This window comes from Pseudoalteromonas sp. NZS71, from assembly GCF_015864715.1.
Classification (GTDB): Bacteria; Pseudomonadota; Gammaproteobacteria; order Enterobacterales; family Alteromonadaceae; genus Pseudoalteromonas; species Pseudoalteromonas arctica.
In genome coordinates this window covers 1-23,125 of sequence record NZ_JADYWS010000015.1, presented here as the reverse complement: position 1 = coordinate 23,125, position 23,125 = coordinate 1, and the positions used below count along the sequence as shown (strand labels likewise).

Genomic DNA, 23,125 nt, shown 5'->3' with positions numbered 1-23,125 from the left:
TATGAGTAGTATAATTAAAGTAACAGCGAGAATAAAAAGAGAAAGTAAACTTGGGGTTCATTTGGTCAATGATTCTCAGTTATCTGGCTATCCTAATGAGTTAATTAGATTAGCCATTCAAGGTTTGTTATTTGAGAGTCTAGTTAATAATGGGGGCGAGGTAAAATTATCAGTTAACCAATCGAATCACTCTTTGGTTAGCAGTAGTTTGAACAAAGCCTCTAATGCTGTAGAAAAAACTCAAAGTAAGCCTGAAGAACAAACCCAAATTGAGTCTGTAGAACAAGTTGAGGAAGATGAAGACCAACTTGACCTCGTACCTTACTTGGGCAGGTACATTGACGATTCTGATTTTAATTTTACAGATTCAAATGGAAATCCTGATTAAATAACTGCTCATCCAATCCTTTAGGATGGGCATTTTATAAAGCGCTTTGAAAAATAAATGTAATTTAATTTTTTTTATTTTAAATGTTTTAAGTTAATGTCTCATTAAGCATTGAATCTATTAGTATTTATAATTTAAATTAAAAATTAACCCACCCCTAGTCACAAGTGGTGACGTTATTTTTATTGAGATGTTCCTTTTATGAATCTATAATTCAAATTCATTGAATAATTTTAAACGGAACTAGAGCAATGCTAGAAAATGCTAACAACCTTGCTGAGCAAATTAATAACTACTTTAATTGTAATGTGGAGCTGTTATTAATTATTAAGTCACTTATTGATTTTGATTGCGATATTGAGGGTGTCATTGGCATTGATTCACAACTTGTAGAAGCCCTTAAAAGTACACATGTTCAAGATATTGCATGTTTAAAAAATGCAGATTCTCGCCTTCCTTTATTCCAATTAGCGTGCTCACCAAGTGACCTAACTAAAGCTATTGCTAGTATGACAAAAAACAAGCCAAAAGCAGGGTCAATAGACCACATATTTGCTTCTGAGGTTAAATAGAATGTCTATATCATTGACTAATATTTATAAAAATGAAATTGCAATATGCGCTTTAGCAGTGTTAGGTACTGAGAAGAAGATCCTACTTGCTTTGTCTCATAGACGAAAAGACAACATTAAACACTTTTGGAAAGACCTCCCTTTTTCTAGACAATTTCGTCGTGGTCAAGGGGGTTGGGTAAAAGATACTGAAGGGCGGTTGATGGCCGACAGAATTTTATCGTTATATAAAAAAATGTATAAAGATACCCAGCTCGACAGACCTATAACTGGTGTTCAATTACTGAATATGTACTATGCTTATAATGCATTGTACCCAAACTCAAAAATTCACCCTACTCGTATATTTTACTTTTTCCCACTAGTACGTGAACAGCTACTTGGTATTATGCCCTCATGTGCTTGTTGTTCTAAGTCTTATGTAGTTCATTATGATGACAACTCTGATATAAACCTTTGTGCATCGTGCCAAATTACTGGTGCGAAAGCTCCAAAGGCTAAACGTGAGAAACATGAGCTATTTGAAGATCAGATAACTGATGTTCCAATGCATGATAATTTACCTCAGCGACAACAAGTTTAAAAGTTAATGTAAGAGACGCATTTAAAAAATTTGATTTTTAATATTTGAAAACCAATACTAGTAGCAATTTCAAGTGCCAAGGTGTTGGTTTTTTATGCGTAAAACTTTTTTATCATTACTTCTTATTGCTTCACTACCTTTGCAGGCCGGCGAATGGCTTGATCCAATGATTCCTAATAAGTCACAAATAAGCATTAATTTTGTTAACTTACTAGGTGATGAACAGGCTTCGCTAATTAATGTTGGGTCAAACAATAATGCTGAACAAAAGCATTATCTTGCGGGTGTGCTAATTCAAAAAGATAAACCTAAATATTTAGCTTTAATAGTAGCTAACTTAGATAAAAGTTTGTCAGGATTTGATTTTGATTTCAATCACGTAAATGTAAAGGCTACATGTTCTCGCCTAAAAGGTGATGTGGCAGATGAACTCTTAAAAACTAAGGCTTATTTATCACAAAGCGTGGAGCTGTACTATAAACAAATGTCATTTTCTTCTCCATGGCATCAATTTAAGCAAGCAAGTAATACTAAGCGTTTTATTCAAAAAATCTCAGATGTCGGTAATGTAAATTCTATTTCATTGTGTGAAATTCCAAGTCAATTTTTATAATTTATAAAAGAGGCTCATTAGCCTCTTTTTTATTTCTTCAGTTAACTATCCCCCTCCTTTTTTAGACGATTGAATGTTTAGAGGTAGCATATTTGTACTCTCTATTATTTCAAAAGTTCCTATATAAATAAGAAAATGGCTCAATTGAATATTGGGGGTCATTTTGAAAAACACTATATTAGCTACTTTACTACTTGCAAATTGCTTTAACGCTTCAGCTGCATCATCAACTTCAACAAACTCTCCTTTTTATGGCGATAAGTACAGAGGTTGGTATTGGTTTGAAGATCCACCAGTAGAACCTGAAAATGAGCCAGAAAAAGAAAAACAGGCAGCACCTGCAGCTGAAACTAAGCCAGAAGAAGAGAAAAAAGAAGAAAAAGTGCGCTTAGATGTTGCTTGGCTCAGATCAAAAATACCAGAATATCAAGAAGTTGCAATTAATAACCCAACGAGGGAAAACATTGCACGATACATGTATGTTCAGCGTTACATGCTAGATATGGGCTCACGATTTGCAACTAAAACAACGGAATTTAATCAGTTCGAATCTGAATTAGATGAATCAAAACGTCGCCCTATGTCCACGTTTTCATTAAACGTATTTAAAGATGACACTAAAAAAGCGATAAGCAATGTTATTAGTGCAATCAATGAAAAATCTCATTTATGGTTTTTCTTCTCCTCTAATTGCGCCTATTGCAAAAAACAACTTCCGTTATTAAAAGAATTAAAAATACGCTTCGGTATGAATGTACTTGCTATCTCAATGGATGGTTCAGTATTGCCCGGCATGGAAGATATTGAAGTTGTGGTTGATAAAACAAATGTTGCTCAACGCTTTGGCGTTCAGTTCACACCAACCATGTTTATGGCTCTTAATGACGGTACCGGTTTTACCAAAATAGGTGAAGGCTTAACTACATTACCTCTAATGCAAGACCGTATTCTTTTATCCGCCCGCTTAAAAAATGTAATTACCGATGAACAGTATCAACAAACTCAAAACGTTCGGGAGATAAATGTGCTGACCGATACGGATGGAACTATGTTAGCGGATGCAGAATTAATTGAGAATGATCCTGGTTATTTAGCTGAAATACTAAAAGCGAAATTAGCTGATTCTAAGCCAGTAGGTGCTCAACTGTTTAACTCTCTTTCTGGGGAATAATGATGAAATTAAAAAGAATTGGAATTTTTGTTAGCTTATGCATATTAACAAGCTCTCAAAATGCTAATGCAGGAATGAAAGACTTATTTGATTCGTATCAAAATGATTTAGGTCCATATCAAGTTGACGTTGCTAGTGGCAATAACTGGGGGTTAGGTCAATTTTCTGCTCGTTGGAATCAGCCTACAATTGATGTTGTATCATTAGAAAGCCCATCTATGTCAGTAGGTTGTGGCGGCGTAGATCTATATGGAGGTTCGTTTGGTCTAATATCAGGCGACGAGCTAGTTCAAGTTGGTAGAGCTGTTGCTCAAGGTGCAGCTGCGTACTTTTTTAAACTAGCAATTAATAATATCTGCTCAACATGTGCTGCAGAAATGGAGAACTTACAAAACAAATTACAGCGATTTAATGAACTGGCTCGAAATGCCTGCGCTGAATCTCAAACCTTCTTAGCTAATAACGAATATGTTGGTGAAGATAGGTTGGTAATGCAAGAAAGTCTTATTAGTTCAGATATGGCCTCAAAAGTCGGTTCTGTTACTAGCTGGGCGGGGTCTATTCTTGGCGATAAAAATACAAATGAAAAGAAAGATTTAAATACCAGAAAACTAACTCTTGAAGGTAACTCAGTCTATCAAGCGGTTACCTTACTAAACCCAACTTCAGCAACGCCTTTTTTGGATGCGCTTGAGTTTAAAGGTGATACGCAGAAGAAAAAAATGGCGTCTATGTTAATGACTTTATTGGGTACCAAAGTTATTAAGTTTGAAAATGGTGCGACTGATGTAGATTCAGAACCGGGAGTTGATAACACTGGACCTGCTAATTATTCTGATTTCATTTTTGGGAAAACAGCTGTACCGATAAAAATTAGAAGCTGTGGAAATGAAACTATCCCAACTGGAGGCGATTATCGCTGCTTAAATGTTGAAACAGAAACAGTGAGCTTTACTCCATTAGAAATGGTAGTAAAAGCGAGACTTGTTGGAGAAGCCGGTAGCCCTGGTATTTTTGCTAAATATTTAAGTCAAACACCTCTTAACGCAGAGGAGAAGCGCTTTGCTAAAATATTCACTTTCCCATATGTACGTTGGGCAGTATTTGCTAAAGAGAACCATATAAACATAGACGATATTGCGAATTATGCAGCTACATTGTTGTTGAGACAAATTAACGACGAAGTTTTTAATCAGGTCAGCAAAGTTTATGCAATGACCGCTTCGGCTAAAGAAAATATGTATAACTCAGGCACATCTTTAAAAAAGGAGTATGAAATTGCATACAGAGACTTTAGCAAACAGTATGAGCTTGTAAGCGATAAGATATATGCAAGTAATACAGAGAGCACCCAAGCCCTCCAAACAGTAGTGCAAATCTCTGCTATAACCAAACAGACTAAAGGGTGATATATGGACTTAAATGTTTATTTACAAGGTGATTTAGAGTTTGCGAATGATACTCTTGTTGCTGTAGCTCGTATGTTTAACGCTGGTTCGACTTACGAGCAAATACAAACAGGTGCAGGGATTTTAATATTCCTAACTCTATTTTTATCATACTTTAAGTATATTTTAGATCCAGAGCGCTCACCTTACCCTTTTAAAGAGTTTGTCTTCGGCGTTATGGGCTTTATTATGTTTGTAGGTCCCCTATCCCCACGTTTTACTGTTCATCTACAATCAGTTTCAACTAGTTCGCTTGACGTTAGAACTGTCTCAAATGTACCTTTCTTAGTAGCTGTTCCTTCTTGGGCTGGTACGAATTTAATAGGTGGCTTACGTGATATAGCTGCCAATAACTTCACAACACCTTCAATGGGCAGTAATGCACCCGCAGACCCATTAGGAGCACTTGTAAGACTCCATTCTATTCCTATGTCTCCCGTTATAAACTCCTTAGATCACCCGGGACAATACGACTTTAAAACGTCTATCAAAAATTATATAAATGATTGCTATATACCTGACCAGCTATTAAGTACAGGTAATCCAAATGGGAACATGGGTGGACTAGATGCAGCTCGCTTAGACAAGGTAATTGATAAAATTAAGGTTACATACCCTGACTACTACACGAGAATATTTTTAAATAATAGTCCAGATGGAGAGTATCTATCGTGTGACTTGGCCTATAACAAAATCTATGCCCATGTAAATACGGGCAAATTCCCTACTATGGTTTCTAGTTATTATGAAGCGCGCGGCGTTGATGGTCCTTCTATAACTGCTGCATATAGCCTTTTGACTGGTGGCGGTATGGCCAGCCCTAATCCATATGAAATAATGGCTGGTCGTTTTCTTGCTTTTCATACTTACGAGGCTCTACAAGGTCAAGATAGCCCGTGGGTTAATAAAATGGTTTTTGAGTCAATGCAAAAACGTTTGTATGAGCAAGCAGGTGAACGCTCTTTGTTCATGAACTACATGATTCCAATGATTTCTGTTTTTGAAATGTTTACGTTCTTTATAGGCCCTGTAATGATCCTATTATCTGTTATGGGCGGGGCTGGCTTCGCCATGATAGGTAAATACATGTACCTCATCTTGTTCGTCAATTTATGGGGTTTCATAAAGGTTTTTGTTGATTTATTTACATATAAAGCAGCAGAAAAAGCATTTTCAGTATCAACTAGTTTCGCACAGATGGACCCATTTTCAATGGGAGCTATGCCCGCTGTAATATCTGAAGTAGAGGGCTTCTTAGGTGTTGCTTCTGCTTTAACTGCTGCAATTCCAATGCTTGCAATGTTTTTACTTTACGGTGGTGTTCACTCACTAATGGGTGTTATGAGTTCTGTTAACCCAACTGGTAAAGGCAGTGTTGATGGTACAAATATGGCCCCAAGATTATCAAGTTCATGGTCTGATGGTGCGCAAAGTATGGGTACGCACAGCAATACATACAACGCTGGCACTGGAGCTATTGAAGCTAACGTGAAATCAAGTGATTCGGGTCGTTTTGCAAACGTAAATATAGATTCTGGTATTAATAATTCATTAGGTAATTCAACATCCATTGCCGAGAAAGATGTTCAATCAAAAACCCAAGCATATGAGCAGACTGCATCTACTGCTATGGCGTCGCTTGAACAAAACGCAGATGTAGTAGCAGGATCAAAAAACAAGACTTGGGGAGATATGAATACGGCCGAAAAAACCGTTGCATTGAAAAAGTCACTTGAAGAAGGGCAAAGTATTTCTTCGGATGCTGCTAGCCAAGCCGCATTCCAAATTATGGGGCAAGCAGGAGTTTCAGTAGGGGGCGGCGTTAATACGCCTAAAGGTTTTTCTGCGGTAGGTGATACTCCTACTCCTGGTAAGCTTGGTTTGAACGCAGGCGTTTCAACAAATTTATCAAATATGGATATGACTAAATTTGGTATAAAGGATAGTTCAGCCCAAAAGCTTCTTGAAGATGTAGCAGAAAGCCATAAGGGGCAAACAACTAATAGTGAGCAAGGTGCTTACAATATTTCCGAATCAAATCAACAAAGCGAAAGTTTTCAAGAAAGTTTAAATAAAGGGCATAAATTACAAGAGCAAATTGCACAATCACGAGAACTTTCAACTAACTTAGGTGCAATGTACAACTCAAGTAATGGTCTTAAATTTAGCCAAGCGCTAAATAATGAAGCTTTAGCACCCCTTGTAGATGGCAAAGCTTTAGATACTTATATTGATGGTCTATCCGACGATCAAGTTAAATCATTAGTGGGTAATGATGCTGGTGGCACAGTTGATAGTAAAAAAGATTACCTCAAAGATAAATATCAAAAAGAAGGCGCTGAGTTAGCAGGTCCAGCGCAAGCAGGTTACGGAGGTATGCTGTCTATACTTGACGACACATTAGCAAAACAACCGCAGTCTATCGATGAAGTTAACAGCCAAGCAGATATGCTTGCTGATTGGAGCCAAGTTGTATCCGACAATGGCCAATCAAATGGCGCAACACCATCTCAGCTTAATGCGCTAAGTATGATGAATGACTCTTACCGTAAACTTGATGAAACTACAGCAGATGGTGGCGTGATAAAAAATGCTTCCCCTGAGTTACTAGGATTAGATACAGATACTTCTAATGCTAAACAGGCCGAAAATGCGATTAAAACGTCCAAGATTGATAAGCCTTTTAAAAATGATATTCCTTCTGAAAGTGACTATTCAAAAGAAAAATACGGGGCAATGACTGAAAAACAAGCTGATGCAATGAAACGTGTTGAAGGTCATACTTTATTAAGTGGTGACCAACAAGATGTAATCGATAGAATTAAAAGCGGAGAGCTAAACGGTGCAATGTGGGCGTTCGGGCAGATTGAAGGAGAAGATAAATTTGCTCGATTTGCTGCTGATAGAGCTGCTGAATTAGGCTATGACGAAAAGAGTGTTTATGAAGGTACTCAAGCATTGAATACAAAATCGCCTTCTGAGATCCAAGATATGTTTGGTCGCGTGAATACCGGCACAGCTTCATTTGATGATATGAAATCAGTAGCACAAATGTCACATGCAGCTGATTATTTGACTAATACACAATCTGGCAACGACTCTTTTATTGTAGGTTTAGGTGCTGGCGAGTTAGATGAATTTAGCGGTTCTACATTAGCATTTAAAGCTGGAGAGCAAGCGTTAAGTAAAACAGCGCTAGGTCGCGATATTAACGATGTAATGGATATGGGTGGTAAAGAAGGGTTTAGTCACGCGTCCGCTATAGATGCAGTGGGCTTGATGGCCGGTAAAGGTGGTACTGTTGGTGGACGATTCGCTTATGAAACATCACAGATAGACTTAGAAAGTAAAAATCAATCATACAAAAATGGTATTGATAGAGCCGACAAAGATAGCTTCTTTGGTTCCGGTATAAATTACGGAAAGGACGGTGATTATAAAGGTTCAGCTTTAAATTCGTTCAAAGATAAAGCTGCCAATATTATCCAATCTAATCCGACAAGTTATGACGCTCATTCTGCTGTAGCTAACTTACCAGCATTGCTTGATAACGAATCACTTGTAGGTGGTAGAAATGGTGAATTTACATCTGACCTAGCGAAAAAAGTAATGCTAAGTGGTGGAGATAATAACTTATTAAGAAGCGTACATGAGAATTCGGATGAATTAAGGGCTTCGGTAAATTCTTTACCTGATCAGGGCAACCTAGTCGAATATAAAAAGAATATGAATGAAATGCTTGACCAAGCTGGCGTTGCTTATAAAGAGCAAGGGCTATCATCCCTTTCACCGTATTCTGACGGGAATGAAATACAAAAGACAAGTAATGTTGATGTACCAATGGAAGTAAGCTCTAGTCAATCTCCTGTAGCAACATTCAAGACTGATAACGGTAGATTTACTTTACAATCACAAAATGAAGATGGTTCATTTGTTTATCAAAATGAAAAGGACAAAGGTTATTCCTATAAGCAAGGTGATGCTTACATGTCACCTATAGAGAGTAAAGAGCCAAATAGTGTAAATTCGACTAGTAAAACTACTGATAAATCGCTTAAAGCACCTGAAGGATCTACAAATACTACTCAGTTTGATAATAGCGAAATACCACTATCTACTGGTGTATCAGCATTCGCAGTTGGTGTTCCTGGTCTATTGAATTATGTAAATTCACAAACTAACGCTAATCAGTCAAAAGTAAGCGATGAAGCGGCAGAAAAACAGATACAAGGCGTGGATAGTTCTTCTTCTGTCCCAAGAAATACTTCTTCTATTGATGGTTATACTTCACAACCAAAAGCAGACAATACTCAGGCTGACAATGACAACTCATTAAATGGTGATCAAGCTCTGAACGCTCAGAATGTGAAAGCTACTGATGTTGGTACAGGTAATACGCCGCTAAATACAGGAGTTGCTGCTTCAACTGCTCAAGGTAACGCCACTCAGCAAGTGGATGAGACTACTCAACAAAAAGCTGACAATGCTCAGGCAGGCAGTGAGAACACATTAAATGGTGAACCAGCTGATAATGGCCAAAACGTGAAAGCTGATGCTGCTACTGCAAGCACTGCACCGCTGAATACGGGTGCTACGGCTTCAACTACTCAAGCTAACGCGACACAGCAAGTGAATGACGCTACTCAACCAAAAGCTGACAATGCTCAGGCAGACAGTGAGAACACATTAAATGGTGAACCAGCTGATAATGGGCAAAACGTGAAAGCTGATGCTGCTACTGCAAGCACTGCACCGCTGAATACGGGTGCTACGGCTTCAACTACTCAAGCTAACGCGACACAGCAAGTGAATGATGCTACTCAACCAAAAGCTGACAATGCTCAGGTTGACAGTGAGAACACATTAAATGGTGGACCAGCTGATAATGGGCAAAACGTGAAAGCTGATGATGCTACTACAAGCAATGCACCGCTGAATACGGGTGATGATCCTTCATTAGCTCAGAGTAATGCGACCCAACAAGTTAATGATGTACAAAAAAAGGAATTAGAAACTAAAGGTGAAAGAAATGAAGATGTGCAAAGTGGTAATGAAAGTAAGCCACAAGCTGACATTGCTAATAACGCTAACTTAGACCCAGGTACACAGTCTATGCCTAGCGATGTAAACGAAGAGCCACCAGCGACAAGCAATGATGTTACCGGCAATGCAGATCAACAATCTGAAATGTTAGATGAAAGTGACGCTGTTAGCGGTACAGATACACCAAAAGAAACTAGTTTAGATGCGCATCCTGCACCACATTCAATGATGAGTGAAAATACAGGAGACGTAGACACTGGTGCTCATATAGAAGCTGGAAGTAAAAACAATGTACCTATTAGCGAAAAAATAGAAACAACAACTGACGGTGTTGATGCACAAATCTCATCTAAAACACCAATAACTAGTGAGTCAGATGTAGAGGAACTACCAATAGATGCTATGCAGTTTTTAACTGATAATGAAGTTGGCCCTAAAGAGTTTGAAACAGACTCAGGTGAAAAATATACTCGCGTCGGTTCGTTTGGTTCTGCCGATGATCCAATTGGTAATGTATACGTTAATTCCGATGGTAATGCATTTTTCAATGATGGATTTAGTTCTAAATTACAGGACTATGGTGATATATCCGGTATTGACTATGTGAAACAGAAATAACAAAAAAAGCCCGAAAGGGCTTTTTTCTAAACGGTCGCGCGAATTGTCAAAATTGCTATTATGTTAAAAATTTTAAAGATAGGCTTTGGTTATGAATAAATATACGTTTGCAGTCGCTCTACTTGGTTTAATTCATTTCAACGCAACAGCAAAGCAAATTGAAGTGAGTGTTTCAACTATCGGCCTTACTGAGCATCAGGTTAGAGAAAAGGTAAAGTTGGAAGCTCGCTGGTATTCGGCCAAAAATGTACCAGTATTAGTTTCCGGCAGTGAAAAAATAAACTCGATCGGTGAATACAGCAGAGAAGTTACCGCTTTATCAGCAGCCGCTTTAAATATTACAGTGTTGAACGAATATTGGGATAACGAGGCTGAGACTTTAACCAGTAAGCTAGAAGTCACTCAAAATACGGATATAAGTGAGCATGTATTCGGTAGCCTTCTGAAGAATGACGCTTTAAAAAAACAGTTACGAAAAGCATATGAAAACTTGGATAAAGTTTTAAAGGTTAACTCAGAATACGATTTTACCGCTGCAAGTAGTGAAATGGGGATGTTGGACACGGTTTATAACGTTTTGTATATGCGTAATAGTTATGAAGATTCAATGCGGGTGAAATCATTATTACAGATTGATTATGAAAGTTATGTTTTAAATAAGTACATCACCCCTTATTTCAATTCATTGGAGCCCATAGCTATTGATGTAGACGATAAAGGGTTGGTTATTAAGTACGGGAGTAAGTTTTATAAAAAGCTCTCAAAGAGCTGTATGGCGCTTGTAAATGCATTTTTCTTTCAAAATACAAGTTCAACTAACAAAATATCTAGCAATACCTGCATAGACGAGCCGATATTTAATCAATTAGATCTTTCATATAAGAAAAAATGGTATGCATATGCTTCGGACTATAAGGATGGTGAAATTGTAATTATATATCCAAAAAAATACTATGGTGCTGAAGAATTAACGAGAATAATGAATGATCCTGTTAACGAGCTAAGAAAAATAGTTGTGATTAGTTACAAGGAAGATAACAAGGTTCGTTGGTAAATTTATGATCTGGTTTGCTTATAAAAATGCCTAGGCGAAGATGTTTAGCCTGTTTAATGTACGTTTAACAGGCTAAATCGGTATGAATTTCAATTCAAATAACTTGTTAGTAAAATACTGATCTACACTATTATTTCGGGATGATGATACAAGTAACCTTGGGCAAGTTCAGCTCTAGTTTTCTTTGCAATCAATAACTGCTCCTTTGTTTCAATCCCTTCAATAACTACTTTATGCCCTCTGTTTCTAATTAAATCGACTAAGCGATAGAATTTAATAGCGTTAGCTTTTGATGTTGTCGCTTTTTGTATTAACGATATATCCAATTTTACAAAATCTGGGTTTATAGAATTTAACGATTCAATATTAGATAACCCTACCCCGTAATCATCGATAGCAATTTGAAATCCATGCTTTTTCAAATTAGCTAAATTCTTCTCAAATATAACTTCATTGTGTTTGGCTTCACACTCAGTCACTTCTATTACTATTTGTGTGTGAGCTAATAACTTTGATAGCTGGTTACTGCAAAGATTAAAAGAAATGTTAGCAATCTCACAACGGGAAAAATTCATGAAAACCCATACATTACGCTGTTCAGCTATTTTTTTTACGGCAGTTATTTTCAGATTTGTTAATTCGACCAAGTTATCAATAAAAAAATTCGATGAAAATGGCTTGCTATTCTGAACGACAGTCAACTGACGACGTATTAATAATTCACATGCAAGCACTTTACCTGATTGTAAGCCCACGATTGACTGAGAGTAGTAGCTGACATTATTCATTAATGTATTCCACCAGCTCCACAGGAATATGATTAAGTAAAAAGAATGTAGATTTTAGTGTTTCATTCTTTTTGTCCTTTATAAAGATACGATGCAGCTTACCCTCTTGCCTGGTTGTCACAATAAACGCGTCAATATGATGGAACGTTAAACCGAAAATAGTCAGTGATAGTGACGTATTTGATACCTTCATTCGCACTAATAGCACAATCAATGAAAGAAAAGTTGGTATAGCAAGGTCATTAGGTGGCGTATCTTGATAGCCTGAGAAGTAGTGGAGCATCATTAATGGCCACAATACGCCTATACTCATTAAAATGATAAGTATAGCTCGCACAGGTGGTGATATCGAAAATAAATAATAAGTTCTGTTCATAATTACTCCTTAAATTTTCAATATTATAAAACAGGGTATTTGAGTCATGAAATTTTACACATGGGTAAAATAGGCTCTGTAAGTTTCGGCTAAAAACAATTTTTGCTTTAAGATAGCTATGGTTGATCTAAGAGAGAAGTTTATCGAAGTCAAATTCTTCATTTAATCTTTAATTTTTGGATTCAAAAGATTTAAGGTTTGATGTAATGAGAACTATTATTATATTTCAGTGAGTTAATTTGATTACATGAAAAAACATTACAGTGCTTGTTAGATTTTATTCGTTAAATCGCTTATTATTAAGTTTGAGTGCATTAAAAATTGCGAAAATGCATGACTAGACGTAAGTTAATATAATTTAAGGTATATAAATAATGCCATCGACAAACTCAATATCTAAACTAGGGTTAGAGGAAGCTGCAGTAAAGCTTTTTCAGATGGGTATTCGTTCTGCAACAGATTTTCAAAAGTTGTGTAACGGCCAGTTTAATGGATTGCAAGGTCGTCCAGCAGATATTCCCTCTAATCCAATGATGTATTTTAAAGAGATCAGCAACTTTAAAGAGCTTCTTAAACTCGGGCAAAGACTAAGTGAAGAAATACAGGCTGAAGAACAGCCAAAAAAAATAAACACAGATGAACGCGATGTAATGTCTTATGAAGATCTAAAGCAATTGGTGCGAAAATACAACGTAACCTCGATACGTCAGTGGAAAAAGGTTGTGAAGGAAGATAAGTTACCGGGTTCTTTCCCTAGCTCTCCACAGGCTTACTACAAGGATTTTGAAGGCTGGGATCTGTTTCTTGCGCCTAAAGCGTCCCGTTTTTTAGAATGGGATGAAGCAAAAGCCTTGGCAAAAAGCGTCCGTGTAGAGCATGGTTTAAAAAACGCTTATGATTGGCGTTGGCTTTCAAGGCAAGGCCATAGACCAGCAGAGTTACCGAGTGCGCCTGATTATTATTATACTCAGTTCACAACATGGAAAGATTTTTATGGACTGGAGTAAACATATTTGTAATAGCAGTAAAGCACAATTGCTTTACTGCTGATTTTTTTCTTTCAAGTAAATGTGTAGACGCGGTATTAATGGCTCTACTTTGCTAACCACCTCTTTTCTACCAGCATAATCTCCCAACGGTTTAAATTTAAACGTATCAACACAGTTAATTAAGAAAACAGGCGAATGCGCGTGTAAATCTTTTCTGAGGGTCATTTCCGTACCGCTATTATTCGGGTTTTTAGGCTCGTTGAAGCGCAATTTCAAAATCGGCGTTGCAGGTGCTTTCCTAGTTATGTTAAATAGCGTGTTACTTGTGAAATGACTGATAAGCTTACGCTCTTCTTGAATGTGAAGCTCAAAGCCTGCTCGCGAATCTGTACTATTGCCATGGTTAGGTGCATACGCCAAAGAGCGGTCTATTTTCTCAATCACCTGCTGCTTAGTTAGCGTTTTAATTTGTGACTTATGTTCCCATGAAAAACGCGCACTCAAAATATCCTTTTGAATAAAGACAGGGTGTGTTCGTGTTGCCATTGGAAATATGAGCCCAGGTTCTGCGTCGTGAACAATTTCAAATCGTTGATCAACTGATTTAGCCAAGCGGTGAATAACACCTTTGAGTTTCACCTTCTCTGCATTGAGGCTATCAAATAAAGTGGCCAACCTTTGCATATACGCAAAGTCGCATTGGATATTGATCAGGCCCGGTAATTTGATTGAATAGCGAGTTGATTCATTGTGTTGTGCGCGAAACTTACCGATATGCGTAATCGTCTTACGGATAGCCTCAATGCCGGTTTGGTGAATAACATCAAACGGTGCATCTAAAAGAGCTTGTTGATGTTCATCATTGAATTTCAAACGAATGCGAGACTGTACCAAGCTTCGAGTTTTGGCTATGTCTTCAGTGATGGTAGGTAGGACGAATATATCTGCACCAATAGAGTCAGTATTTTCTTTAAGTGCGCAGGTTAGAGCATCTACAGCATTAAGCACTTCATTGTATTGAAACTTAAAATCGCCCCGCGTTGTTTTGATTAGTTGTTCCATAGTGCCTCTTACTGTCCAATAATGACTACAACATGCACATATTATATACCACCTAATACGCGCTCTGACACATTTTTGTATAATATTTAGCTTGGCTTACCCTGATAGCGTGTTTATTTTCTTTTTATTTATTATTATTTTCTTTTTTTTTCTTTGGAGCGTGGCATTAGTGGCGTATCAGGAAAGGGAAAGATATATGAAATAAACAGCTACCCGAAGGGTAAAGCTGTTTCACCTTGTCTGTCAATAACATGTATGTTGTAGTCATATATATAGAACCATTCAATTTCATTCCCTTAATTTGTAACACTAGTTTACTCTTCCTACTCAACGACTTTAAATTTTACAGCCCCCCTTTTTGGTATCTCTATTTTTTTAGCTTCTGTGTTAATCCCTTTACTATTCACCTATACACTAATTAAATGCTTATTGGAGTTTACATGCTTACCTCTATTCTCTCCGCATCGCTTATTATGTTGGCCACCAGCGCCAGCCTAAATATAGATACGGCTTTACCAACTGAAAAACCAACCTTTTTACACCACGAACAGGCGTTCATACTCTCATATGACTTAACAGATACTGACGTTAAACTAACGTGGGATGTTGCTCCTGGTTATTATCTTTATCAAGACACCATTAAAGTAAATGAAATCTCTGAAGACGCACTTCAATTTACCAGTACGCCCGTTTCAACCCATGATGAATATTTCGGTACCACTATGATTATTAAAACGCATGCTGCAGCACACTTCGCTAAATCAGCCCTTAAACAGACTACGTTTAGTGTTTCTTATCGCGGTTGTGCTGAAGCAGGCCTGTGTTACCCACCCGTTACTGTTGAAATTAACTTATAGGACAACTGAACATGTTTAAAAGTCTCTCTATTATATCTTTGGCTATATTAGCCTCAGCCTGTTCAAACACGATTGTCGTAGAAGAACAAAAAAGTGTGGTTAAAGTAGCAACCAAACCTTATAAACCCACCTTTCATTTTGTCGAATTCGAATTTGATGCAGCGGAACCAATCAATGTTAAGACTATGGCTAAACAACTCGCGCCACACATTGCCCACTTAACCGCTAATCCTAGTCATTTTGTTTTATTGCAAGGCGCCGGTGATGATTCGGGGTCCTTTAATTACAATTTCAAGCTTGGAATGTCACGCGCTACTTTTATAGAAAACTATTTACTCGAGCGCGGGGTTTTACAATCGCAAATAAAAGTAAGCTCTGTTTCAAAAGCAAATAGTCACTTAAAGCCATACGCGCGTACAGTTCATTTAAGCTATTAATTGCACTGTGCCTGCGAACCCCACTCTGTGGGGCTTCATTTGTCTGGTTAGTGAAACATTTAAGGTATTATTTATTCATGCTTAATCATTAATTATATTTTCTAACACACTACTTATAGAGGGTTATTCTGAGCGTTGTGTTATATTCCGCACGAATTTAAATCACTACTATTTTCTTATTGGTTAGCACCTGTTTTAAGTCAGTATTTCCAATGTGTATAAGTGTTCTTAAGGAACCGTGATGGCAATAATCAAACGCTTACCTCTAGGGTTTTTATTTATAGCAGGGGTAACATCTATTATTTTTTCCGCTGCTATTTGGTGTCAGTGGGATAATGAAAAAAAATTCATGAAGAACGCCAAATTTCGACGGTTAATCGTTTTGCCAGCAGCGTTGACTCATTACTTAGCACCCAAGAATTAGTTTTATCGTTTCTTGAACAGTCTATTGTTGATGGCCAAGAGCTCATTGATAGCGACAGGGTTACAGAAGAGTTCGATCACCTTATAGAGTCAAACCTAGATATAGCGATGCTTGGCATTTCAAATCTAAATGGTCAACCTAAATTAGTGAGACCGCGCATTAAGCTAGACCCTCTCTTTAATTTATTAGACTATGATGAAACACGCGATGGATTTATTAACGCTTTAAATAGTGACCGTGTGGTACTTGGGCGAACATATCGAATAGACGGACAACTTCTTATACCGTTACGTAAAACATTACGCACTGACGCCGGTGAGCCTATTGCGTTGATTGTTATTGGACTAAAAATAGATGGCGCGCGCTTGTTTAACAATCATCAGCATTATGCCGCCTATAATACGCTCACAATGTTGCGTGATGATGGGTATCGCCAATTTATTTCGACTCACCTTGATTATTCCAGTGCGTACACAAATAAACCTTTTATCTTCTCTGAGCGAATGGGTAAACCCATTCCATTAGTTGATGTGATTGCTAGGCAATACCCCTACACAAAAGATACATTCAAGCCGTATCTTTTTTACAACGAACGGGCTCAAGTTGTCATCGCACGACTTGATACCTATGGTTTATGGATCAAGTCTATAATATTGAAAAGTGACATTTTAACCCTCTTAATTTCGCCTTTTTTAATTCAGTTTTCTCTGTTAATCGCCATTAATTTAGCTGCACTATATATAATTCGCTTACTGGCCGCTAAGCAGCGACAAAGAGATCATGATTTACTCCACCAAGCTCACCATGATGAACTGACGTCATTGCCTAACAGACATTACTTTAACAACCACTTGTCTGACTGGTTTAAATGCACGAAGAAAACATTTTCCATGATGTTAATTAATGTTGATCACTTTAGATTAATCAACGACAGATATGGCCATTTGGCGGGCGATCGCATTCTGCAAGAGGTAACGGCACGACTTAAAAAATTTGAAAAAAAAGATGAACTCCTTATTCGCTATGCGGGTGATGAATTTATTCTTTTAACACCTGACATACATACGACCGAGCTTCGCCGCAACGCATCAATTATCATTAAAGCAATGATGTTACCCTTTCAGATTGGTGAAAGTGAGTTACGCCTTGGTTGTAGCATAGGCATTGCGAAAGCACCTGAACATGGTAAAACATTAACCCTGCTTTTACGTTCTGCCAATATCGCGATGTATAATGCGAAAAAAGAAGGCAATACGTTTAATGTATTCACCTTCAGCATGGCCCAAACTTATATGGATCGTTTGGAAATAGAAGAGCGCTTACGTGTAGCTGCTGAGCTTGAGTGCTTTTACATGGTTTATCAACCGCAAGTGGATGCAAATAATACCCTATACGGCGTTGAAGCACTTGTAAGGTGGGAAGATAAAAAGTTGGGCTTTGTACCCCCTGATAAATTTATCGCCATTGCTGAATATTGTGGCCTAATGCCAAAAATTGGTAATTATATTATTGAAAGAAATGAGTGCATTGCAAAAAAGCTTAAATTTAACCTTTCAAATAGCAATCAATATTTCGGCTCAACAATTTTCCCACATTGATTTTATTACGATGCTTAAACAGTCCATTAACCGCCACAATATTGACCCAAAGCGAATTACTATTGAGATCACTGAAAGTCTTTTTATCGATGATATTAATAAAGTGCTCCCGATACTTAACCAGCTTCGTGATGAAGGCATTTGTATTTCACTTGATGATTTTGGTACGGGTTATTCGTCTTTAAATTTGCTTCGCACATTACCCATAGACGAGTTGAAAATTGATAAGAGCTTTGTGGACGATATTATGCATGATGTTCAATCGTTGAAAATGGTGCAAAACATTATTTCAATTGGTAAAAATCTAAACTTGACGTTACTTGCAGAGGGCATTGAAACTGGTGAGCAAAAGCAGTGCCTTATAGACTGTGGTTGTGATTTGTTTCAGGGCTATTACTATTCAAAACCGCTATTATTAGGGGTTTTGTGCCCATCCCCTCGAAATCGGCATTAGGATGAAACATTAACTTTTTTAGGCTTATCTTCATTTAGAATTTTATAAACTGTAGATCTTCCTATTCCTAATTCCTTGGCTATATCAGTGGCTCCCATTTTACCTTTATGAAGTTCAAGTAACTTAACCCGATCAACAGAACGTTTTCGACCAAAAGCAACACCATTTGCCATAGCGTCAATCCGACCTTCATTTGTGCGTTCTAATATACGTTCACGTTCGGCATCAGCAACAGCACTTAGAATAGTAACAACCATTTTCCCCATTGTTCCTTCAGTACTTAAACCTTCTTTAATAAAGCGAATGGCAATACCAGCTTTATCAAACTCTTTTATTAATTTAATCATATCGGCAGTATCACTACCCAAGCGATCTAATCGAGTAACTAAAACAAGATCACCTTCTTCTACCTTTACTCGTAAAAGATTCAAACCCTCTCTATCCATATTAGATCTGCTACCAACATCAGAAAATATTCTTGATGGTTTAGCACCTTCAGCTTCTAGAGCTTGTTTTTGGAGTTTTAGTGATTGTTGGCTAGTTGATACTCGTGCGTATCCAAATTTTCTCATAAGCGTCTATTAAATCGATAAGTAGAATTGTTGTCTATTTAGGTAATGTAAACGATTTAGTAGACGATTAATATAGGGTATATCAAACTGTCTACTATGTTATGAGATAAAGTACATGTTGATGTCTTATTTAACTATCTATATTCATAGTCTCTTGTCGAGCTGATTATAAATACCTAAACTTGACTTAATTGTTCAATCGCCTCAATTTGCTTAGTAACTAACTCCAAATAAGTTATCTTATGTTGGATCTTAATATTAAGTAAATTAAGTGTTTCGTCTGGAATATTATGCTTGTCAGCATTAATTGCCATTAATAATGGCTTAATATCAACAAGAAGAAGACCTGCTGCTCTTGAAGCTCTGATAAACCTAAGACGTTTCAATGCACATAAATCATAACGACCATAGCCTGATTTGGTTTGCTCATTGCAATGTAATAAGTTTTCAAGCACATAATTTCTGACAGTGTGGACGGTGGTTTGAGCGGCTTTCGCTAATTGAGAAATACTCAATGGAAAGTCCAATAATTCATCGTCTGCTTGGATAAAGCCATTAAAGTCGGGAATTTTATTTAGAAAAGAGGCATATTCAATAGGGATATTTTCAATTTTTTGGCTGTTCATTATCGTTCCTTATTTGAAAAAATATTGATACTAAATTTTATAGCAATAAATATGTAACTTATTGATAAGCCTTTAGACCTTAAAGAAGTGGTAACTAAAAAAACAAATAGTTACCACCTAAAAACAATAAATTACAAAGGAGTATTCGACATATTATAGTGACGTTATTTCATCAATGACAACACGCATTTTCGTCATTGAAAAACAGTCCTTCGAAGTCTGTTTTTCCTGACATTCTGTCGATATAATACTGAGAATCTTTTTGGAATGTATCTAAACAATAAGGACAGCGACAAAAGTGCAATTCATGGTCGTTAAACTTAAAAGGTACGGTTAGCGCCACTGGTTTTTCTGCCAAACACGTAGGGCAAACTTTTATATCCAATGTTTCCCTCAGATATTTATCTGGTTTTTTTTGAAAAATGGCTAAACACCCCTGACAACAAAAAAAATATTCAACAGATTTGTACTCTATCTTTGGTGCTTGCGAAATATTGATCCCTAATCTGATTAGCGAACAGCCACAGGTTGAGCAAATCATCGTGGATATCTCCTATTAGTTGTTTAAAAAAATAATGGTTTAACCCGCGCAGCACGATAAATCTTTAACATCTTTGCTAAAAGTTTGCGCACATAGTTTTAAACCCTCAACCATCGTTAAATAAGGGAATAATTGCCCTGCAAGGTCATCTACCGTCATATTATTATGAATAGCGAGAACAGCGCTTTGTATTAATTCGCCACCTTCATGAGCGAGTATTTGTGCGCCAAGAATTTTACCTGTTGCTTTGTCAGCGACAAGTTTAATAAACCCATCTGTTTCAAAATTTGCTAATGCTCTCGGTACGTTCTCCATATCTAACACACGGCTAATAACATCAAATCCCCCTGTTATGGCTTCCTCTTCCGTTAATCCCACTGTTGCTACTTGTGGATCTGTAAAAATAACCGCTGGCATGGTTGATAAATCAAGCCTAGCGTCACCACCTGTCATATTAATACCAGCCCGACTGCCTGCTGCGGCTGCTACATAAACAAACTGGGGCATGTTAGAGCAATCACCAGCGGCATAAATATTAGCCGTTGATGTTTCCATTTTATCATTAACAACAATAGCGCCATTTCTTTGTGTTTCAACACCCACCTCCTCTAAACCAAGCTGCTCGGTATTTGCATGACGACCCGTAGAAATGAGTAACTTGTCAGCGTTTAAAACCCCCTCATTAGTGTCTAATGAGAATGAGTGTCCATCATGGCTAACGCTTCTCGCTTGTGTGTTATTTAATACGCGAATACCTTCTTTTTCAAAGCATTCAGTAAGCTTTTGACCTAATAATGGATCTTCTGCATATAACAACGTATGGCGTGCTAATACCGTAACCTTACTACCTAAACGCGCATAAGCTTGGGCTATTTCTAACGCGATAACGGATGAACCAATGACAAGTAAACTCTCAGGTAGTTCTTGAGCAAATAGCGCTTCTGTAGATGTCCAATACGGGGTATCGGTTAAACCATTAATTGGTGGAATAGTCGGTGTAGAGCCTGTTGCAATTAAAATGCGATCAGCAATAAGTTCTTCTTCTGAGCCATCCTCTTTTTTGACAAGTAATGTATTTTCATTTTTGAAACGCGCAAACCCTTTTAATAAGGTCAATGCAGGGTTTGACTCTAAAATACTGATGTATTTAGCCCCACGTAATTCATCAACACGCGCTGTTTGTTGATGTGCTAGCAGAGAACGGTTTATTTGAGGATTATTGTTTTCAAGTCCATCAAATGGGTTTTCTCGTTGTTGATGTGCTAATTGCGCAGCACGAATAAGTATTTTTGAGGGGACACAACCGACATTGACGCAACAACCACCAATGACCTCTGCACCTTCGATAATGGTTACTCTAGCCCCACCTTCTGCCGCCTTAATAGCACTAGCAAAAGCACCTGAGCCACTACCAATAATCGCAACATGTAATTGTTTGGTTTTATGTAAATCTAGTTCAGCTACGGTATAGCCAAGTGCTTCTATTGCATCAATAATTTCACAACGGTTGTTGTCATTTTCTGTCTCGATTTTGGCTGTAGCATTATCATATGAAACGTCAATACATGTTACGCCTTGGATTGCTTCAACAGCTTCATTAATGTGATTAGTGCAACTGCTACAAGTCATACCTTTAATAGATAAAGTGAACATTTAAATATTTCCAATTTTTATAAGTTAAAAAGTAATGGTTATGCAGGGCACGTTTCATCATCACAGCGACGACTTGCAGGAGAAACCATATCCCATATTGAAACCGCAACCATTAACCCTAGCCCTGCATAAGTAGCGTATGAACTCCATTCATATTCAAACCAAGGGTATAAGGACAATAAAACTAAAATCGGGCCGATTGAACCGAGTAAACTACGGTGCCACTGGCGATGACTAAGCCAACCTAAAAGATTCATTGCTAAGGCTAATGAGGCAAATAATGGAAATAAAGTATTGATGAATAATCCTTCCCATTGGCCTAAAAACCCCATACCTAATGCCGCTGCAATGTTGGCAATAGCAGGGAAGCACATGGCACACCCCATTGCTGAAACAACTGCGCCTAAAGATCCTGTTTTATCGCCAATGCGTGTTAAAAGCTTTAAAGGATTAAACATAGCTCACCTCTATTTTTTCAATGTAGACGGATAACCCGCATTGGTTGTTGCTTCTATTAAGGCATCAACGTTGGTTTTGGCATCATCATAAGAAACCACGGCTAATTTGGTTCCGTAAGTGACTTCGGCTTTTTCAACACCCTCGACATTTTTTAGTGAATGCTTAACCGTTATTGGGCATGTAGCACAATTCATCGTGGGTACGTCAAGCGTAACCGTTTGAGTTTCAGCAAAAGCACTGATGGTTGAAAGAGAAAGTAAACAGCTTAATAATAATTTTTTCATAGGTGATCCCAAATTTTAAGTAGTGTAAAAGTAAATTTTTTGATAAAAAGTTAAGCGAACCAAAGTATCCAGTAATTGCTAGTGACCAAAATAAGCGCAGTTAATGCACTAAGCCAAAAGATAACTTTACGTCGCTGTTGTGTTGCTGGTACCGCACATGCCGTATCAGGTTTACATTCTTCTACAGGACGGTAAATCTTCCAGCCTGAGTAACTAAATAACAACACCACAAACAGAACAAATACGGGTCTGTAGGGTTCAAATGCGGTTAAATTACCTATCCAAGAGCCGCTTATGCCAAGTAGCAATAACACGAGAGGGCCGACACAACATACCCCTGCGCCTATGGCAGCTAAAATGCCGCCTATCATTGGAAGGTTTGATGTTTTCTGATTCATATGGATACCTCGTTAAATTATGGTATTAATGTAATTCATGGTAAGCGTCTAGCTAACGACACCTAGCCTTTCTTAATGTTCCAAGGTAACAGCGCCTCAAGGTTATCAGGCTGCTCA

Annotated in this window: 21 protein-coding genes and 1 pseudogene; 12 read left to right on the top strand and 10 right to left on the bottom strand. The window is 37.6% G+C overall.

The window, feature by feature from the left end; translation table 11 throughout:
* The first annotated feature begins 1 nt into the window (after position 1).
* From I6E85_RS11280 to I6E85_RS11245, 8 genes are all read left to right on the top strand, one after another.
* Positions 2-388, top strand: coding sequence for a hypothetical protein (locus I6E85_RS11280; RefSeq protein WP_024591225.1), 387 nt, complete (start codon positions 2-4; stop codon positions 386-388).
* Positions 389-639: 251 nt separating this feature from the next.
* Positions 640-960 carry a hypothetical protein gene (locus tag I6E85_RS11275; RefSeq protein ID WP_024591224.1) on the top strand — a complete coding sequence of 107 codons (321 nt, stop codon included), beginning with the start codon at positions 640-642 and terminating at the stop codon, positions 958-960.
* A 1-nt stretch (position 961) separates the two neighbouring features.
* Positions 962-1,543 (top strand): FlhC family transcriptional regulator, encoded by a 582-nt coding sequence (locus tag I6E85_RS11270; RefSeq protein ID WP_024591223.1) that lies wholly within the window; start codon positions 962-964, stop codon positions 1,541-1,543.
* A gap of 94 nt (positions 1,544-1,637) precedes the next feature.
* Positions 1,638-2,156 carry a hypothetical protein gene (locus I6E85_RS11265; protein WP_024591222.1) on the top strand — a complete coding sequence of 173 codons (519 nt, stop codon included), beginning with the start codon at positions 1,638-1,640 and terminating at the stop codon, positions 2,154-2,156.
* 163 nt (positions 2,157-2,319) lie between these two features.
* Positions 2,320-3,327 carry a conjugal transfer protein TraF gene (gene traF, locus I6E85_RS11260; RefSeq protein WP_024591221.1) on the top strand — a complete coding sequence of 336 codons (1,008 nt, stop codon included), beginning with the start codon at positions 2,320-2,322 and terminating at the stop codon, positions 3,325-3,327.
* Positions 3,327-4,736 (top strand): conjugal transfer protein TraH, encoded by a 1,410-nt coding sequence (locus I6E85_RS11255; protein ID WP_024591220.1) that lies wholly within the window; start codon positions 3,327-3,329, stop codon positions 4,734-4,736. Before traF ends, I6E85_RS11255 begins: the two co-directional genes overlap by 1 nt.
* Before the next feature lie 3 nt (positions 4,737-4,739).
* Entirely contained in the window at positions 4,740-10,436 is a 5,697-nt protein-coding gene (locus I6E85_RS11250) for a conjugal transfer protein TraG N-terminal domain-containing protein (RefSeq protein WP_197236969.1), read from the top strand.
* A gap of 91 nt (positions 10,437-10,527) precedes the next feature.
* Entirely contained in the window at positions 10,528-11,490 is a 963-nt protein-coding gene (locus tag I6E85_RS11245; protein ID WP_024591218.1) for a hypothetical protein, read from the top strand.
* Positions 11,491-11,612: 122 nt separating this feature from the next.
* On the opposite strand, the gene I6E85_RS11240 is transcribed toward I6E85_RS11245, so the two are convergent.
* Together I6E85_RS11240 and I6E85_RS11235 are read right to left on the bottom strand one after the other, a co-directional pair.
* Positions 11,613-12,278, bottom strand: a complete 666-nt coding sequence (locus I6E85_RS11240) for an EAL domain-containing protein (protein ID WP_024591217.1) — start codon at positions 12,276-12,278, stop codon at positions 11,613-11,615.
* Positions 12,271-12,654, bottom strand: coding sequence for a hypothetical protein (locus tag I6E85_RS11235; RefSeq protein ID WP_024591216.1), 384 nt, complete (start codon positions 12,652-12,654; stop codon positions 12,271-12,273). The genes I6E85_RS11240 and I6E85_RS11235 overlap by 8 nt, the downstream gene beginning before the upstream one ends.
* 374 nt (positions 12,655-13,028) lie before the next feature.
* Between I6E85_RS11235 and I6E85_RS11230 the strand changes: the two genes are divergently transcribed.
* A complete protein-coding gene (locus tag I6E85_RS11230) occupies positions 13,029-13,661 on the top strand; it encodes a hypothetical protein (protein WP_024591215.1) in 633 nt (210 codons plus the stop codon).
* A gap of 33 nt (positions 13,662-13,694) precedes the next feature.
* Here I6E85_RS11230 and I6E85_RS11225 read toward each other — a convergent pair whose 3' ends face one another.
* Positions 13,695-14,705: a DNA replication terminus site-binding protein gene (locus I6E85_RS11225; protein ID WP_024591214.1), complete on the bottom strand. Its 1,011-nt coding sequence runs from the start codon at positions 14,703-14,705 to the stop codon at positions 13,695-13,697.
* Between the two features lie 440 nt (positions 14,706-15,145).
* Between I6E85_RS11225 and I6E85_RS11220 the strand changes: the two genes are divergently transcribed.
* The 3 genes and pseudogenes from I6E85_RS11220 (at position 15,146) to I6E85_RS20995 (ending at position 18,475) form a co-directional block, all read left to right on the top strand.
* Positions 15,146-15,562: a protein-disulfide reductase DsbD domain-containing protein gene (locus I6E85_RS11220; protein WP_024591213.1), complete on the top strand. Its 417-nt coding sequence runs from the start codon at positions 15,146-15,148 to the stop codon at positions 15,560-15,562.
* An 11-nt stretch (positions 15,563-15,573) separates the two neighbouring features.
* Complete coding sequence (locus I6E85_RS11215; protein ID WP_024591212.1) at positions 15,574-15,999, top strand: OmpA family protein; 426 nt, start codon at positions 15,574-15,576, stop codon at positions 15,997-15,999.
* Positions 16,000-16,530: 531 nt separating this feature from the next.
* Positions 16,531-18,475 (top strand): annotated as a pseudogene (locus tag I6E85_RS20995) (putative bifunctional diguanylate cyclase/phosphodiesterase).
* Here I6E85_RS20995 and I6E85_RS11200 read toward each other — a convergent pair.
* The 7 genes from I6E85_RS11200 to I6E85_RS11170 all read right to left on the bottom strand — a co-directional run bounded on the left by I6E85_RS11200 (position 18,472) and on the right by I6E85_RS11170 (position 23,008).
* A complete protein-coding gene (locus tag I6E85_RS11200; RefSeq protein WP_024591208.1) occupies positions 18,472-19,047 on the bottom strand; it encodes a recombinase family protein in 576 nt (191 codons plus the stop codon). The pseudogene I6E85_RS20995 and the gene I6E85_RS11200 overlap by 4 nt on opposite strands.
* A 176-nt stretch (positions 19,048-19,223) precedes the next feature.
* The gene (locus I6E85_RS11195; protein WP_024591207.1) at positions 19,224-19,673 is read right to left on the bottom strand and encodes a MerR family transcriptional regulator; all 450 of its coding nucleotides are present in this window, start codon (positions 19,671-19,673) and stop codon (positions 19,224-19,226) included.
* Positions 19,674-19,845: 172 nt separating this feature from the next.
* Positions 19,846-20,214, bottom strand: a complete 369-nt coding sequence (locus tag I6E85_RS21215) for a YHS domain-containing protein (RefSeq protein WP_024608233.1) — start codon at positions 20,212-20,214, stop codon at positions 19,846-19,848.
* 39 nt (positions 20,215-20,253) lie between these two features.
* Positions 20,254-21,867, bottom strand: a complete 1,614-nt coding sequence (merA, locus tag I6E85_RS11185; RefSeq protein ID WP_024591206.1) for a mercury(II) reductase — start codon at positions 21,865-21,867, stop codon at positions 20,254-20,256.
* A gap of 38 nt (positions 21,868-21,905) precedes the next feature.
* Positions 21,906-22,325: an organomercurial transporter MerC gene (merC, locus tag I6E85_RS11180; protein ID WP_024591205.1), complete on the bottom strand. Its 420-nt coding sequence runs from the start codon at positions 22,323-22,325 to the stop codon at positions 21,906-21,908.
* A 9-nt stretch (positions 22,326-22,334) separates the two neighbouring features.
* Positions 22,335-22,610 (bottom strand): mercury resistance system periplasmic binding protein MerP, encoded by a 276-nt coding sequence (gene merP / locus I6E85_RS11175; protein ID WP_024591204.1) that lies wholly within the window; start codon positions 22,608-22,610, stop codon positions 22,335-22,337.
* Positions 22,611-22,660: 50 nt separating this feature from the next.
* The gene (locus I6E85_RS11170; protein WP_024591203.1) at positions 22,661-23,008 is read right to left on the bottom strand and encodes a mercuric transporter MerT family protein; all 348 of its coding nucleotides are present in this window, start codon (positions 23,006-23,008) and stop codon (positions 22,661-22,663) included.
* Between the last annotated feature and the right edge of the window lie 117 nt (positions 23,009-23,125).

What these genes read in the sequence shown, in the direction of transcription:
- I6E85_RS11200 (WP_024591208.1), bottom strand. Translation starts at nt 19,047, where the DNA reads ATGAGAAAATTTGGATACGCACGAGTATCAACTAGCCAACAATCACTA.
- I6E85_RS11225 (WP_024591214.1), bottom strand. Translation starts at nt 14,705, where the DNA reads ATGGAACAACTAATCAAAACAACGCGGGGCGATTTTAAGTTTCAATAC.
- I6E85_RS11270 (WP_024591223.1), top strand. Translation starts at nt 962, where the DNA reads ATGTCTATATCATTGACTAATATTTATAAAAATGAAATTGCAATATGC.
- I6E85_RS11220 (WP_024591213.1), top strand. Translation starts at nt 15,146, where the DNA reads ATGCTTACCTCTATTCTCTCCGCATCGCTTATTATGTTGGCCACCAGC.
- I6E85_RS11235 (WP_024591216.1), bottom strand. Translation starts at nt 12,654, where the DNA reads ATGAACAGAACTTATTATTTATTTTCGATATCACCACCTGTGCGAGCT.
- I6E85_RS21215 (WP_024608233.1), bottom strand. Translation starts at nt 20,214, where the DNA reads ATGATTTGCTCAACCTGTGGCTGTTCGCTAATCAGATTAGGGATCAAT.
- I6E85_RS11280 (WP_024591225.1), top strand. Translation starts at nt 2, where the DNA reads ATGAGTAGTATAATTAAAGTAACAGCGAGAATAAAAAGAGAAAGTAAA.
- I6E85_RS11215 (WP_024591212.1), top strand. Translation starts at nt 15,574, where the DNA reads ATGTTTAAAAGTCTCTCTATTATATCTTTGGCTATATTAGCCTCAGCC.
- I6E85_RS11195 (WP_024591207.1), bottom strand. Translation starts at nt 19,673, where the DNA reads ATGAACAGCCAAAAAATTGAAAATATCCCTATTGAATATGCCTCTTTT.
- I6E85_RS11275 (WP_024591224.1), top strand. Translation starts at nt 640, where the DNA reads ATGCTAGAAAATGCTAACAACCTTGCTGAGCAAATTAATAACTACTTT.
- merA (WP_024591206.1), bottom strand. Translation starts at nt 21,867, where the DNA reads ATGTTCACTTTATCTATTAAAGGTATGACTTGTAGCAGTTGCACTAAT.
- merC (WP_024591205.1), bottom strand. Translation starts at nt 22,325, where the DNA reads ATGTTTAATCCTTTAAAGCTTTTAACACGCATTGGCGATAAAACAGGA.
- I6E85_RS11240 (WP_024591217.1), bottom strand. Translation starts at nt 12,278, where the DNA reads ATGAATAATGTCAGCTACTACTCTCAGTCAATCGTGGGCTTACAATCA.
- I6E85_RS11265 (WP_024591222.1), top strand. Translation starts at nt 1,638, where the DNA reads ATGCGTAAAACTTTTTTATCATTACTTCTTATTGCTTCACTACCTTTG.
- I6E85_RS11245 (WP_024591218.1), top strand. Translation starts at nt 10,528, where the DNA reads ATGAATAAATATACGTTTGCAGTCGCTCTACTTGGTTTAATTCATTTC.
- I6E85_RS11250 (WP_197236969.1), top strand. Translation starts at nt 4,740, where the DNA reads ATGGACTTAAATGTTTATTTACAAGGTGATTTAGAGTTTGCGAATGAT.
- merP (WP_024591204.1), bottom strand. Translation starts at nt 22,610, where the DNA reads ATGAAAAAATTATTATTAAGCTGTTTACTTTCTCTTTCAACCATCAGT.
- I6E85_RS11170 (WP_024591203.1), bottom strand. Translation starts at nt 23,008, where the DNA reads ATGAATCAGAAAACATCAAACCTTCCAATGATAGGCGGCATTTTAGCT.
- I6E85_RS11255 (WP_024591220.1), top strand. Translation starts at nt 3,327, where the DNA reads ATGATGAAATTAAAAAGAATTGGAATTTTTGTTAGCTTATGCATATTA.
- I6E85_RS11230 (WP_024591215.1), top strand. Translation starts at nt 13,029, where the DNA reads ATGCCATCGACAAACTCAATATCTAAACTAGGGTTAGAGGAAGCTGCA.